Below are 13224 nucleotides of genomic sequence, written 5' to 3' on the forward strand. Positions count from 1 at the left end.
GCTTTCTATCCCTCCACGTCCGCAGGCCAAACAAGCTGATCCAGCTGTTCTGCTTTTCTTTGCAAAAGTTCTGCGTCTGTTACGGTATAAAGAAGATTCTCGTCTCCCCAGATCGCTACTGCGTCAGGAAACAGCCTGAGCGATATTCCATAGTGAGCATAGCGGAAATACAACGCGTACGAATCTGTTTCATGGCCGCTTTGCTCACAGGTTTTATATCTGATTTTGCGAAACAACGATACAATCTCCCGAATCTCTTCTTCATCGCTTTCTATTTTCAGAACTGTATGGGATTTCTCGCTTCCTATTGGTGGAAAAACTTCTATCATTTGTGGAATCTCATTGCTAATGGGAAGCCTTTCTCCGTTTATCAGAATGTCGATCCGGTAAGCTCCGAAAGCCAGCAGGATGCCTAAAATAGCGAAAAGGGATATGATTAGGAGCTTCTTTTTCACAGTGATCGCCTCTGTTTAAAATGTGATTTCCCAAAATTTGCCGCCGAAAGCAACGGAATCTATCTCAACATATCTTCCCTTTCTATTTACGTTTCTGCCATCAGAAATTTTGATAAAGGCACGGTAAATTCCGGCACTGTTACAGACACGGTTGTAGGCATATCCAATAACGGCATGGCTTCCATATGGATGTTTTGTTTCGCTGTATGGTATACCGATCAACATCAATTTGTTAGGAGAATCAAATAAAGTGATTGTTTTTTGATAATTTAGTTGGCCTGCATCAAATGTATCAACCGTATTTATCCCATATTGTTTAAAAGAATCTTTAATAAATCTTCCAGCCCAAAAAAATCCTGTACCCCCAGCTGTTTCTTCTATCACCCCGGTTGGATTATAATACCCATCGTTTGCCGCCATCACCTTGCTGTAAACACTTTTATCTGTGGCATTTCTAATTGTAGTTTTATTATATTTTTCTCCGTACATTTTGATCAGGTTGGTAATAGCAGTAGGGCAACAGTTCGGCTCGTTTTTGGCAAAGTCGGTCATAATCGCGAAATGGGCATAGCTTTCCCAGGTATTTTTCCAGTTTACGCCCCAAAAGGTACCGCCGTATACATTCTTTGCGTACGCGCAGGGGTCGTCCATATAGCCGCCCTGGGTATTGATCGCTCCGATTCTCCTTTTTCCGTCTGACAAGCTTTCTTTCAGCGCGGTTTTTACTTCCTCGTTGATATGTTCCGGGCTTCTTCTTTCCTCAAAGGTGTTGGCCAGATCCTTCCGAAGCACCGTTTGCCCTTGTTCGGTCAAAAGAGTAGATCCGCCATTATCAATATAGTACTCTAATACGCCCGGATATACGATTTTGCTTTCAGCGCTCCTGGCACGTGACGCGCTGACAATCTGTTCTGTATCCGACCATTCCAAAAGCAGAAAATTTGGTTTCTTCCGCCGCGCCGGCCGGCATAGAAAAAGAAAGAAGGAAAACAGACAGAATAAGGACTGCGCTGCATATTGACTTTACTCTTTTTGCAAACATGATGACAACTCTTTTTTATGATATAAAATTTAGTTCCCTTTTTTAAGTATATCTTAAGTTAGATATAAAGTCAATAAAAATATCATAAAATTTTAAGAATTTTTATCAAAAATTATGCATAAAACTGTATCTATCTATGTTGTCAAACTGAACTTTTCCTGTCTGCCGCACAAAACCTGAAATCCCTTTTTACACTTCTCCCGCACCCGGCGGCTTAGATTCTGTATCCGGGTTGAAAAAAATGTGAAACACTTCCTGTATTCTGGGGAAAACCTCAGAAAAAGGAAGTGTTTTTTTATGGATCGGGAAATTGTGATCTCCCATTTATACCAGAGCTATGGAAAAAAGGAAGCGCTCTGTGACGTGAGCTTTACGATTCCCCAGGGTATGTTCGGTCTGCTGGGGAGAAACGGGGCGGGGAAAACCACTTTGATGAAAACCCTTTGCACGCTGCTTACCCCCAAAAGCGGGGAGATCACCGTAAACGGGATCTCCGTTTCTCAGGCCGGAAAGATCCGGGAGATCACAGGCTATTTGCCCCAGGAATTTTCCCTGTACCCTTCCATGTCCGTCTTTGAGGCCCTGGATTATCTGGGGGTGCTTTCCGGTATGGAAAAATCCCTGCGGCACAGGCGGATCAAGCTGCTTTTGGAGCAGGTGAACCTGACAGAGCAGGCCGGGAAAAAGATCAAAGCCCTTTCCGGCGGTATGAAGCGCCGCCTGGGAATTGCCCAGGCACTGCTCCACGACCCCCAGATCATCATTGCCGACGAGCCCACCGCCGGGCTGGACCCGGAGGAGCGGGTGCGGTTCCGGCAGCTGTTTCAGGAGCTTGCCCGGGAAAAAACGGTGCTGCTCTCCACCCATATCGTTAGCGATATTGAGGAGGCCTGTGAAAACCTGGCCATTCTGGACGGCGGCAGGCTCCGCTATACCGGCACGGTCAGCGAGCTTTTGGAAACCACCGGAGAACCCAATATGGAGCGGGCGTATCTTGCCTGTATCCACAGCGGAAAGGAGGGCTCGGCATGTTTTGGAAGGAGCTGAAAAAGGGAGCCCGTTCCATTCCCTTTCTGCTGCTGTTTCTCACCCTGCTGATCTTCTACCAGAGCCAGCTTGGCGGGTATTTGGACGAGGACAAAAAGCTCACAGAGCCCCAGCCGGGACTTACAGAATACGGCCTTGTTCACACCGACGACCCGGCCCTTGTGATGCCGGGGGCGCTGAACAGCCTGCTTTCAGAATTTGCCTCCAACCGTTATGTGACCTACCCCTGGGGCTTTCTTCGCAACGTTCGGCTGGGCGAGGAGGATCAGGGCAAAATGGCGGAGCTGCTTTCCCAGCTTTCCGGCACGGATCAGGAAACTGTTCTGGCCATGGAAAACGACCCCGACGCCCAGGGCGGCATGACCGTCACCATGAACGAGGACGGCACCTTGAGCGCCCAGCAGCAGGAGTCCGACCACGGCCTTACTCCCGCAGAGGGGCTTTCCTATGCCCGGTTTCGGGAGCTGATGAACCAGGCGGACGATCTGCTGGGCGGGGGAAGCGACTATCGGGAGGATCGCCTTTCCGCCTTCGCCTACCGGGGAAAGACCTATGAGGAGGCCCTGCGGGAATATGAGGAGGCACGGGAGATCGACCGCTATACCGGGGCCCACGCCAGGCTGTTTTCCGACTACATGACGATTTTCTGCGCTTTTCTTCCAGCCTTTCTTATGGTTTCGGAGGGGCTGCGGGACCGCCGGGCCCGTATGCGGGAACTGATCTTTACCCGGCGGGTCTCCTCCCTGAGGCTTACCCTGACCCGGTACGGCGCCGCGGTGCTGCTCTCCATGGCCCCGGTGCTCCTGCTAATGGGGATCGATACCGTTCGCAGCGCCCTGCTGTACAGCGGGCTTTCCATTGACCCGCTGGCCTACTGCAAATACACCCTGGGGTGGATCCTGCCCACCGTGCTGTTTTCCTGCTCCTTGGGCCTTGTTATTACAGAGCTTACCGATACGCCCTTGGGCCTTGCCGCGATTTTGGCCCTCTGGTTTCTGGACCTGAACCGGGGCATACGGCAAATGAGCGGCGGCTATGGAGATTTTCTTCTGATGCCCCGGCACAATAACATTATGGGGGCCTCCACTTTTCAACAGAATTTTGGAGAGCTTTTGACCAACAGACTGCTTTATACCGCCGTAGCCCTGGCCCTTGTGGGGCTTTCGGCCCTGGTTTTGGAACAAAAACGGAAAGGCAGGTGGTTCGGCTTTGACGCTTTCAAAACGCGCTTTATCCATCGCAAAAACCTGTGTGAGGAATAATCTGCCTCCCCACCTTTTGCTTTCCCTTCTGCTGCTGACCGGGGCTTTTCTTGTGATGTGGCCCTGCTATTGGGAGAAAGGCCAAACCATGTCCTTTTTCCTGATCTTCCTTCCCCTTACCGGGATCCTGCTGTTGACACCGCTGTTTCTGCCGGAGCAGGAGCAGAATACCCTGGACGTACTCCGCATGCGAAGCACCCCTCTTGCCCTGATTTTCACCGTGCGGGCGGCCTGCGCCTGTCTTCTTCTGCTGGCCCTTCCCGCCGGAACGCTGCTGGTTCTGGGATTTCTTCATTGCGAGATCCCCTCCGGACTGTGGTGCGAAGCCGTTTGCGCTTCTCTGTTTTTAGGCGGACTGGGAGCCACATGCTATGCCCTGTGGGAAAACCTGCCCGCCGCTTATCTGGTCCCGGTCCTGTATTTTATCTTCTGCGCCATGACCGGGCGGGAGCGCATGGGCGAATGGGGACTGGAGGCTCTCTGTACCGCCCCGGGAGGGCAGGACTATCTCCCCGGCCTTCGTCCCGCCCTGCTGCTGGGCGGCATCTTCCTGCTTGCCGCCGCCGTTCTTCTTCGCTGCCGGAGAAAAAAGGGACATTAGGAATTAGGAATGAGCAATTATAAAGGGCAAGAACTTAGTTCGCTAAATTGGAATTTACCGGTTATTCGCTCACCTCTCTCCTGTCATCCTGAGCGAAGCGAAGGATCTCGTCCTTTCCCCTTTTATCCGGAAAATTAAGGACGAGATTCTTCGTCACTTCGTTCCTCAGAATGACAGGTGGGAACTGCGTGTTAAACTATAATTTATCACCCGGCCATGCCCTTCATTTCTCATTGCTAATTTCTCATTGCTCATTGAACATAGCGGTACCACCGCTGTCCAGCATCTAGAATCCAGTATCTAATATCTAAAAAGCTCCGCCGCAAAATGTGTCATTTTGCGGCGGAGCTTTTTTACCCTTCCTCCACGCCCCGGGGACGGGGTCTGGAAAGAAATACTTCACCCTTGCGCTCCAGAAGGCGCATGCAGCTTTTTGCTTTTTCCACCTGATCAAAAATACCGTAAACAGCGGAGCCGCTGCCTGTCATCATCGCGCCCAGGGCCCCGGCGGACAGCATGAGCTTTTTGACTGTTCGTACCTGGGAAAGCTTCATGGTTTCGTCAAAACGGTTGGAAAGCGCCCTGCCGATCTGCCGCAGCTCTCCCGCCTCCAGGGCTTGCAGCATTTTGGGGGTAGCTCTGCCGCCGGAAAGGGGATACTGGTCTAACAGCGCGTAAGCCCGGGGCGTGCTCATGCCGGCGGGGGGCTTACAGATCACCAGAAAGCAGTCCGGCATGGGAGAAGCCGGCTCCAAAAGCTCTCCGGTGCCTGTACAGCGGCAGGTCCCCCCCTGTATGCAGAAGGGCACATCGGCCCCCACCCCGGCCCCAAGCTCCAATAAAGCAGAAGGCTCCAGCTTTGTTTCATAAAGCCGATTCAGCCCGAAAAGCACCGCCGCCGCATCGGCGCTGCCGCCGCCCATACCGGCCCGGGTGGGAATGTTCTTTCGTAAGGAGATCGTCAGGCCCTCCTGCTTGAGCCCGCAGTGGCGAAAAAAGAGAGAAGCCGCCCGGTAAGCTGTGTTTTTCGTATCGGTGGGAAGATATTCCCGGTCGCACCGCAGGCGAATTTCACCCTTACCGCCGGGGGTCAACTCCACCTCGTCCCAGACGGAAACACTTTGCATCACCGTATCCAGCAGGTGAAAGCCGTCCTCCCGCTTTCCGGTAATATCCAGGGTCAGATTGATTTTTCCATACGCTTTCAGTTTCATACCTTTTCACAGCCTGAACGCACCCAGCCTTCGCACGCCGATCACATGCCGGGGGCACATTTCGTGGCAGCAGAAGCAATGAATGCAGTTTTTATAGTCGATCTCCGCTTTTCCGTTTTTGAGCGCAATGGTATGCTGAGGGCAGCTTTCCGCGCATTTTCCACAGCCCACACAGCCCTTTTTATCGATCCTCGGATAAGGCGTGGCAAGCTTTTTTGCCAGGGGACGCAGCAGCTTCGGCAGCTTATCGATGAAGTCCGTGCTGGAAGCCCTTGCCTGCTTGAAGTCCGCCAACCGCAGGGTCTCCGGGTCGTCCCCCACAAGCTCCAGCTCCTCCAGGGAAATGGGTCCAAACCCCCGCTGGCTTCCATAGAGCAGCATTAGCACGGAGGCGGGCTCGATGCCCGCTAAATAAGCGGCGCACACGTCCGCCGCATAGGGATTTTTCGAGGCCGCCACCGCCCCAAGTTCCCGGCGGGAGCCGCCGGTGGGCCCGTCCCCCTCCATGGCCCAGATCCCATCGAGAAACGCGAGGTCAGGGGAAATCAGCCCGCAGAGATCCACCAGCATTTGGGAAAATTCCTCTTTTTCCGGGAACCGGCAGTGCAGCTCCGGCTTTTGCAGGCCGGGCACCACGCCGAACAGATTTTTGACCGCCCCGGAAAAACCTACCATGGAATGAGTTTTCAGCTTGGCCAGGTCAATGAGGTACTCCGCGTCCAAAAAGGGCTCCACCACGGAAAGCCGCCGGCAGACGGAGCCCTCCGGCAGGGAGACCTCTCTGCTTTTACAATCGGTATACAGGGAAAACCCGTTTTGCTCCGCCATTTCCGTATAGCCGCAGGCCTTAAAATGGGCCTTCATCAGCCCGGGGGCATAGGGCCCGCCGGGGCTTTCGGCAATGAGCACCCCTGCCCCGGCCTTTTTCACGCATTTCCCCACCGCCGCCACAAAAGCCGGGTGGGTGGCCACCGCCTCCTCCGGCTTTGCGCGCATGACAAGATTGGGCTTCAGCACCGCCGTCATACCGGGCTTCAGCTCATCATAAATGCCCAGCGTTTCAAACATGCCGTGGATCAGCGGCTCCAATTCCTCCGCCCGGTAGGTTTCGCACCGGGCCAGCGCCACCCGCTCTCTCACAGCTCTTTCAGAAACGCTTCCATACGTTCCAGCGCTTCCGTAATGTGCTTGATGGAATAGGAATAAGAAATGCGCACAAAGCCCTCGCCGCAGGCACCGAAAGCATCGCCGGGGATCACCGCCACATGGTGGGAATAAATCAGCTTTTCACAGAATTCCTGAGAGGTGAGCCCGGTAGACTGAATGGAAGGAAACACATAAAAGGCCCCCTCCGGTTCAAAGCAGCTGAGGCCCATTTGATGTAAGCCGTCCAAAATGAGCCTGCGGCGCATATCGTACTGTCCCCGCATGTATTCAATATCCTCGTCCCCGTTTTCCATGGCCTCAATGGCGGCATACTGGCTGGTGGTGGGGGCGCTCATAATGGCAAACTGATGCAGCTTTGTCATTACGCCGATGATCTCCTTGGGCCCGGCGGCATAGCCCAGGCGCCAGCCTGTCATGGAATGGGACTTGGAAAAGCCGTTGACCAGAACCGTGCGCTCCCGCATACCCGGCAGGGAGGCGAAGGAAACGTGAGGGGCGTTCCCATAGGTAAGGGAAGCGTAAATTTCATCGGAAAGCACCAAAAGGTTGTGGCGCTCCACCACCCGGGCCACCGCTTCCAGATCCTCCCGGCGCATCACCGCGCCAGTGGGGTTGTTGGGGTAGGGCAGCACCAGAAGCTTTGTTTTTTCCGTGATCTTTTCCTCCAGCTCCTCTTCGGTCAAGCGAAACTCATTTTCCGCCTTGGTCTCAATGATCACGGGAACGCCGCCCGCCATTTGCGTGATGGGCACATAGCAGACGAAGCTGGGCTCCGGGATCAGCACCTCCTCGCCGGGGGAGATCAGGCTGCGGATACACAGGTCAATGGCTTCCGACCCGCCCACCGTTACCAGCACCTCGCTTTCCGGCGCGTACTGCACCTGATAATGGCGGGAAAGAAAGCCGCTGATGGCTTCCCGCAGACGGATAAAGCCCCGGTTGGGGGTATAGCGGGTACGCCCCTTTTCCAGAGACTCAATGCCCGCCTCCCGAATATGCCAAGGGGTGTGAAAATCGGGTTCGCCCACGGAAAGGGAGATCACGTCCTCCATTTCATGGGCAATATCGAAGAACCTTCGGATCCCGGAGGGCTTGATGCTTTTCGCGGTGGGATTTAAGAGGGACTCAAAATCAATCACAAAGATTGCTCCCCCTCTCGTCTCTTTCCTCGTAATCGCTGTGGAAGATCACGCCGCCGTCCTTGTATTTCGTCAGCACAAAATGGGTGGCGGTGGAGAGCACGCCGCCAATGGGGGCCAGCCGCCGGGAAACGAACATGGCGATATCGGACATGGTTTCCCCTGTCACTGTCACTGCCAGGTCATACCCGCCGGACATGAGATACACGCTTTCCACCTCCGGGAAATTCATCACTTTTCCGGCGATCTCGTCAAAGCCTGTGTCCTTCTGGGGGGTGACCCGCAGCTCGATCAGGGCCGTGGCCCGGTGGATCTCGGTTCTTTCCCAGTTCACCAAAGCATGATAGCCCCGGATCACGCCGTCCTTTTCCAGCGCCGCAATGGTTTTTCTTACGTCCTCCTCCTTTTCCCCCAGCATCACGGCCAGCTGGGCGGGGGTAAGCTGCGCGTCCTCCCGTAAAAGCTCTAAAAGACGGTCTGTTTTCATTTGATCTTCCACCTTTCCGCTAAAATGCTATGTAGTCGAGTGAAGCTATGATCTCCCGCGCTGTTTGTTCCTCCACGGGAGTGGAAAATACGCCGGGAGAAAATTCCACCACATCTCCCAAGCCCTTTTGCAGTACGAACCGAAGCCTGCCGTTTCGCACCTTTTTATCGGTGTAAAGCTTTTGCACCAGGGCCTCCCGGTCGATCTTCGAGGGGATCCCGGTGGGAAGCCCGGCCCGCTTCAGCAGGGCCAGCAGCCTTTGCCGCTCCTCCTCGGTGAGAAAGCCCATTTTTTCCGCCAGCGCCGCTTCCGCCGCAAGGCCGATAGAAACTGCCTCTCCGTGAAGCAGCTCATAGCCGCTTACCGTTTCAATGGCTCTTCCCACAGTATGCCCCAGGTTCAACACTTCCCGCAGCCCGCTTTCCCGCTCGTCCCGCATGACCACCTGATATTTGATCCGGCAGTTTTCCTCCGCAATATGGGCGCAGGCCGACCGGCCGCAGGCAAGAAGCTTCTCCATATGCTCCTCCAGATACTCAAAAAAGCCGAGGCTGGCAATACAGGCGTGCTTGATGGTTTCCGCCAGGCCGCTGGAAATTTGCCTTTTGGGCAGGGTCCTCCAGGCGTTCACATCGAGATATACCTTTTTCGGCTGGTTGAAAAGGCCGATCAGGTTGGTGGCCAAAGGCGTATCCACCGCCGTTTTTCCGCCTACGGAGGCGTCCGCCGCCGAAAGCAGGGTGGTGGCGTAATTCACAAAGGGAACTCCCCTGGCGAAGGTGCCCGCCAAAAAGCCGGCCAGGTCCGTGACCACGCCGCCGCCGACGGCGATGATCCCGCAGTCCCGGCGGCAGCCGGCGGCCAGCAGCTCATCCTCCAGCCGGGCCTTTGTTTCCCTGGTTTTTTGCCGTTCCCCGGCTTCAAACACAAAAAGCTCCGCCTGAAAGCCCGCCTCCAGCAGCATCTCCCACAGCCGCTCTCCGTATAAGCCCTTCACGTTGCTGTCTGTGATCAGGGCCAGCTTTTTTCTGTCCCCCAAAAGCCCGTTTCGCAGATCCGATACCAGCTTTTCCTCCAGCCCGAAGCCGATCTCGATCTCGTAGCTGTCGTCCACCACTCTTTTAAGCTCTACCTGAAAAACACCCATTGGCTTTTCCTCCTTTAGCCAGACGGCAAAACCGTGGTTCAAATTCGCGCTGTCTGGCTATTCCAGCGGCAGCAGAGTGGGCTTCCGCTTTTCATAAACGGCAAATTCCCTAAAGCCCGCCTGCTTCAGCAGCTCCATGCCCTCATCGACGCCTTTTCCCAGATCCTCCGCCCGGTGGGCGTCGGAGCCCAGGGTAACAAGCCTGCCTCCCAGCTCATGATATCGGGCAAGTAAGGGCAGATCCGGCAGGGTACGGCCTATTTTCTGCCGCAGACCCGAGGTGTTCACTTCCAGCGCTTTTTCAGCCCAGATCAGCGCCCGAAAGACCCCGTCGATCTGCTCCCGGTGCTGTGTAAGCTCCACCGGGATCCCGTGATCCCCCACAATATACCGCAGCGGATAAGTCAAATGGCCCAGGGAATCAAATCCGCCCCAGCGGATCACCTCTAAAAGCTCCTGCCAGTAGGCGGAAAGCAGCCGGTCGATAAACTCCGGCCCTTCCCTGGTATAGTCCAGAAAAAAGAAGTCCTCAAAGCCCCGAATATTGTGGATAGAGCCAATGACAAAATCGTATTCCCCCTGGGAAAGTGCCTGTTCCGCCGCCGGAAGATCCTGATTGGGCTGGCCCAGCTCGATGCCCCGGTAAAACCGAAACTTTCCGGAAAAGCTGTCCCGTGCCCGCTCCATTTCCCCCCAGGCTTTTCGCACCCTGGGCCTATAGCGGCTTTCATATTCCTGGCATTCACAATGATCTGTCAAGGTATAGGCGTAAAGCCCCAGCTCCGCGGCCTGCCGGCACATGCGCTCCACCGTGTCCTTCCCGTCCGGCGAGCAGGCCGAATGGTTGTGGCAGTCGCTTGCATACCGATGTTCCATGATCCCCGCCTCCCTTCCCATGGGAAAGTTAAAATTGAATTTCAGTATAGCATAAACAGGGACAAAAGAAAAGGAAAAAATCGATTTCACGGGAAAGCTTCAGGATTTCTTTGACAACCATCTTCCGGTGCCTTATAATGGAAACCGGATTTCTTTTCGCAGATAATCAGATACTTCCGGGGCCGTGCTCCGGGAAAGGATGGAGCATTTATGGAAAAAACCACAAAGGCCGTTATCACAGTGATTGGAAAAGACATGGTGGGAATTCTGGCAAAGGTTGCCGCCCAGTGTGAAAAGCACGGCGTAAACGTGCTGGAAGTCACCCAGTCCGTTTTACAGGATATGTTCGTCATGGTCATGCTGGTGGATATCACCCGCGCCACCGCCCAGGTGGCGGAGCTGGCGGATCAATTCGACGCCCTGGGGGAAAGCCTGAATCTGAAGATCCACGTGATGCATGAGGATATTTTTAATTCTATGCACAAAATCTAAAACGCCTTCGGCGTTTTAGATTCTTGGGAGTTTTCCTTCGTTCTCCGCAGGAGAACGATTCCGCTTTCGCGGAACCGGAAAACGTCCACTTATTCTGTTCTTGGGAGTTTTCCTTCGTTCTCCGCAGGAGAACGATTCCGCTTTCGTGGAACCGGAAAACGTCGACTTATTCTACTCATGGGAATTTTCCTTTTTGTCTTTTTTATTTGATGAATTGAGGTTTGTAGGGCTGGCAAATAGCAGTAACCCTTGCCTCCCCTGAAAGGGGAGGTGGCGGCCGCAAGACCGTCGGAGGGGTTCCAGCTCACTGAAAAGCCATATAAAATCTGCGTTTTACATCTTCCCAGCCAGAACCCCTCAGTCACGGCTTCGCCGCGACAGCTCCCCTTTCAGGGGAGCCAAGAGTGTGCACTAAACTATCATTTACTTTTCTTTACATTGCGCTGCACAGCAGCGCCACCAACGCCCAGCATCTAGCATCCAGCATCTAAAAAAGGTGGTCTTATCTTGAATACCAATGAAATTCTGGAAACGATCAATATGATCGACAACGAAAATCTTGACGTGCGCACCATCACTATGGGAATTTCCCTTTTGGACTGCGCGGATTCCGAGATCGACAAGGCGGTGCGAAAGGTCTACGATAAGATCTGCCGTTACGCGGAGCACCTGGTCAGCACCGGGGAGGACATCAGCCGCCAGTATGGGATCCCCATCATCAACAAGCGCATTTCCGTAACGCCCATCGCCATGATCTCCGGGGTCTGCCCCGGCGCTTCCCCCATTCATTTCGCCAAGGCCCTGGACAAAGCCGCCCGGGAGGTGGGGGTAAACTTTATCGGCGGATATTCCGCCCTGGTGCAAAAGGGCTTCGGCCCCGGGGACTATGCCCTTTTGGAGAGCATTCCCCAGGCGCTTTCCGAAACGGAGCTTGTCTGTTCCTCCGTCAACGTGGGCTCCACCAAGGCCGGGATCAATATGGACGCTGTGGAAAAAATGGGCCGCATCGTCAAGGAAACCGCTGAGCGTACTGCCGACCGGGAATGTATCGGCGCCGCCAAGCTGGTGGTGTTCTGCAACGCCCCGGAAGACAATCCCTTTATGGCGGGCGCGTTCCACGGCCCCGGTGAGCCGGACTGTGTGATAAACGTAGGCGTTTCCGGCCCCGGCGTGGTACGGGCCGCCATCGCAAAATCCGGCGAGGGCCGCAGCCTGACAGAGATCGCCGAGCTCATCAAGCGCACGGCCTTTAAGATCACCCGTATGGGACAGCTGGTGGCCCAGGAGGCTTCCCGGCGGCTGTGCGTTCCCTTCGGCATTGTGGATCTGTCCCTGGCCCCCACCCCCGCCATCGGCGACAGCGTGGCCTATATTCTAGAGGGCATGGGGCTTGCCCAGTGCGGCGCTCACGGCACCACGGCGGCCCTGGCTCTGTTAAACGACGCGGTAAAGAAGGGCGGCGTCATGGCCTCCTCCAGCGTGGGCGGGCTTTCCGGCGCGTTTATCCCCGTCACCGAGGACGCGGGCATGATTGAGGCTGCCCGCAGCGGCTGCCTTACCCTGACAAAGCTGGAGGCCATGACGGCGGTGTGCTCCGTGGGCCTTGATATGATCGCCATTCCCGGAGACACCTCCCCTGAGATCATTTCCGGCATCATCGCGGACGAAATGGCCATCGGCATGGTGAACTCCAAAACTACCGCCGTCCGGTTGATCCCTGCCGTGGGCAGGAAAGCCGGAGACGAGCTGGATTTCGGCGGCCTTTTGGGCCGGGGGCCCATCATGGCGGTAAACCCCGCCTCCCCCGCGGAATTCATTCACCGGGGCGGCAAGATCCCGGCGCCCCTGCAGAGCCTGAAAAACTGAATTAGGCGGCGAGGCGCCGCGGCCACTCGTGTCCGTACTTGGTGCGGGAAAATAGTTTTTGACCCGACCGTAAGCAGAGCGCTAAATTGGGATTTAGCTGCCCTTTGCCTCCCCTTATTTATAGAGGGGAAACAGACTGCTTCGCAGTCTGCGGGGACCGCCGGACGGGTGAGCGCGTCCCGGTGGGGGGAAGGTCTCCAGTGGAGAACTCGGCTGTCGCTTCAGACATTGCTGAACGTGCCCCACTGGGGCACAGCAACCGAACCGACAGGTGAAACTCGGTGGAAGGGATAGTCACACGCAGAAAGTGAGATAAAACCGCCAGTTTCAATCCCCTCAGTCACGGCTTCGCCGTGACAGCTCCCCTTGCCTCAAGTGGAGCCTAAGAGCGCTAAACTACAATTTACCAGCCTATTTACTTTTGAATTC

Annotated in this window: 13 protein-coding genes; 5 read left to right on the forward strand and 8 right to left on the reverse strand. The window is 55.1% G+C overall.

Translation table 11 applies throughout. From position 1 onward, the window contains the following. Positions 1-5: 5 nt before the first annotated feature. Positions 6-455 (reverse strand): hypothetical protein, encoded by a 450-nt coding sequence (locus tag U8T64_RS05890; protein WP_322181859.1) that lies wholly within the window; start codon positions 453-455, stop codon positions 6-8. A 15-nt stretch (positions 456-470) separates the two neighbouring features. Then, positions 471-1385, reverse strand: a complete 915-nt coding sequence (locus tag U8T64_RS05895) for a hypothetical protein (RefSeq protein WP_322181861.1) — start codon at positions 1383-1385, stop codon at positions 471-473. A 409-nt stretch (positions 1386-1794) separates the two neighbouring features. On the opposite strand from U8T64_RS05895, the gene U8T64_RS05900 reads away from it, so the two are divergent. The 3 genes from U8T64_RS05900 to U8T64_RS05910 are packed head-to-tail and all read left to right on the forward strand — an operon-like array spanning position 1795 to position 4407. Then, a complete protein-coding gene (locus tag U8T64_RS05900; protein WP_322181863.1) occupies positions 1795-2544 on the forward strand; it encodes an ABC transporter ATP-binding protein in 750 nt (249 codons plus the stop codon). Beyond that, on the forward strand, positions 2526-3806 hold the full coding sequence (locus U8T64_RS05905; protein ID WP_322181865.1) for an ABC transporter permease: 1281 nt from the start codon (positions 2526-2528) through the stop codon (positions 3804-3806). Before U8T64_RS05900 ends, U8T64_RS05905 begins: the two co-directional genes overlap by 19 nt. Next, positions 3754-4407, forward strand: a complete 654-nt coding sequence (locus U8T64_RS05910; RefSeq protein ID WP_322181867.1) for a hypothetical protein — start codon at positions 3754-3756, stop codon at positions 4405-4407. Before U8T64_RS05905 ends, U8T64_RS05910 begins: the two co-directional genes overlap by 53 nt. Before the next feature lie 353 nt (positions 4408-4760). Here the strand turns inward: U8T64_RS05910 and ispE are convergent, their stop codons facing one another. Genes ispE through U8T64_RS05940 form a run of 6 tightly spaced genes read right to left on the reverse strand, consistent with a single transcriptional unit; the run spans position 4761 to position 10437 of the window. After that, positions 4761-5621, reverse strand: a complete 861-nt coding sequence (gene ispE / locus U8T64_RS05915) for a 4-(cytidine 5'-diphospho)-2-C-methyl-D-erythritol kinase (RefSeq protein ID WP_322181868.1) — start codon at positions 5619-5621, stop codon at positions 4761-4763. A 6-nt stretch (positions 5622-5627) separates the two neighbouring features. Continuing rightward, positions 5628-6761 carry a DUF362 domain-containing protein gene (locus U8T64_RS05920; RefSeq protein WP_322181870.1) on the reverse strand — a complete coding sequence of 378 codons (1134 nt, stop codon included), beginning with the start codon at positions 6759-6761 and terminating at the stop codon, positions 5628-5630. Continuing rightward, complete coding sequence (locus U8T64_RS05925; protein ID WP_322182047.1) at positions 6758-7924, reverse strand: pyridoxal phosphate-dependent aminotransferase; 1167 nt, start codon at positions 7922-7924, stop codon at positions 6758-6760. Before U8T64_RS05925 ends, U8T64_RS05920 begins: the two co-directional genes overlap by 4 nt. Continuing rightward, positions 7920-8414 carry an Lrp/AsnC family transcriptional regulator gene (locus tag U8T64_RS05930; protein ID WP_322181872.1) on the reverse strand — a complete coding sequence of 165 codons (495 nt, stop codon included), beginning with the start codon at positions 8412-8414 and terminating at the stop codon, positions 7920-7922. Before U8T64_RS05930 ends, U8T64_RS05925 begins: the two co-directional genes overlap by 5 nt. A 19-nt stretch (positions 8415-8433) precedes the next feature. Further along, complete coding sequence (aroB, locus tag U8T64_RS05935) at positions 8434-9561, reverse strand: 3-dehydroquinate synthase (protein ID WP_322181874.1); 1128 nt, start codon at positions 9559-9561, stop codon at positions 8434-8436. A 57-nt stretch (positions 9562-9618) separates the two neighbouring features. Further along, positions 9619-10437, reverse strand: coding sequence for a histidinol-phosphatase HisJ family protein (locus U8T64_RS05940; RefSeq protein WP_322181876.1), 819 nt, complete (start codon positions 10435-10437; stop codon positions 9619-9621). A gap of 210 nt (positions 10438-10647) precedes the next feature. Here U8T64_RS05940 and U8T64_RS05945 point away from each other — a divergent pair, with 210 nt between their 5' ends. Both U8T64_RS05945 and U8T64_RS05950 read left to right on the forward strand, forming a co-directional pair. Continuing rightward, positions 10648-10929 (forward strand): ACT domain-containing protein, encoded by a 282-nt coding sequence (locus U8T64_RS05945; protein ID WP_322181878.1) that lies wholly within the window; start codon positions 10648-10650, stop codon positions 10927-10929. A 504-nt stretch (positions 10930-11433) separates the two neighbouring features. After that, complete coding sequence (locus U8T64_RS05950; protein WP_322182049.1) at positions 11434-12795, forward strand: PFL family protein; 1362 nt, start codon at positions 11434-11436, stop codon at positions 12793-12795. Positions 12796-13224 lie beyond the last annotated feature (429 nt).

This window comes from Neglectibacter caecimuris (assembly GCF_034335015.1).
In the GTDB taxonomy this organism is placed as follows: domain Bacteria; phylum Bacillota; class Clostridia; order Oscillospirales; family Acutalibacteraceae; genus Acutalibacter; species Acutalibacter caecimuris_A.

What these genes read in the sequence shown, in the direction of transcription:
- ispE (WP_322181868.1), bottom strand. Translation starts at nt 5,621, where the DNA reads ATGAAACTGAAAGCGTATGGAAAAATCAATCTGACCCTGGATATTACC.
- U8T64_RS05930 (WP_322181872.1), bottom strand. Translation starts at nt 8,414, where the DNA reads ATGAAAACAGACCGTCTTTTAGAGCTTTTACGGGAGGACGCGCAGCTT.
- U8T64_RS05945 (WP_322181878.1), top strand. Translation starts at nt 10,648, where the DNA reads ATGGAAAAAACCACAAAGGCCGTTATCACAGTGATTGGAAAAGACATG.
- aroB (WP_322181874.1), bottom strand. Translation starts at nt 9,561, where the DNA reads ATGGGTGTTTTTCAGGTAGAGCTTAAAAGAGTGGTGGACGACAGCTAC.
- U8T64_RS05900 (WP_322181863.1), top strand. Translation starts at nt 1,795, where the DNA reads ATGGATCGGGAAATTGTGATCTCCCATTTATACCAGAGCTATGGAAAA.
- U8T64_RS05905 (WP_322181865.1), top strand. Translation starts at nt 2,526, where the DNA reads ATGTTTTGGAAGGAGCTGAAAAAGGGAGCCCGTTCCATTCCCTTTCTG.
- U8T64_RS05940 (WP_322181876.1), bottom strand. Translation starts at nt 10,437, where the DNA reads ATGGAACATCGGTATGCAAGCGACTGCCACAACCATTCGGCCTGCTCG.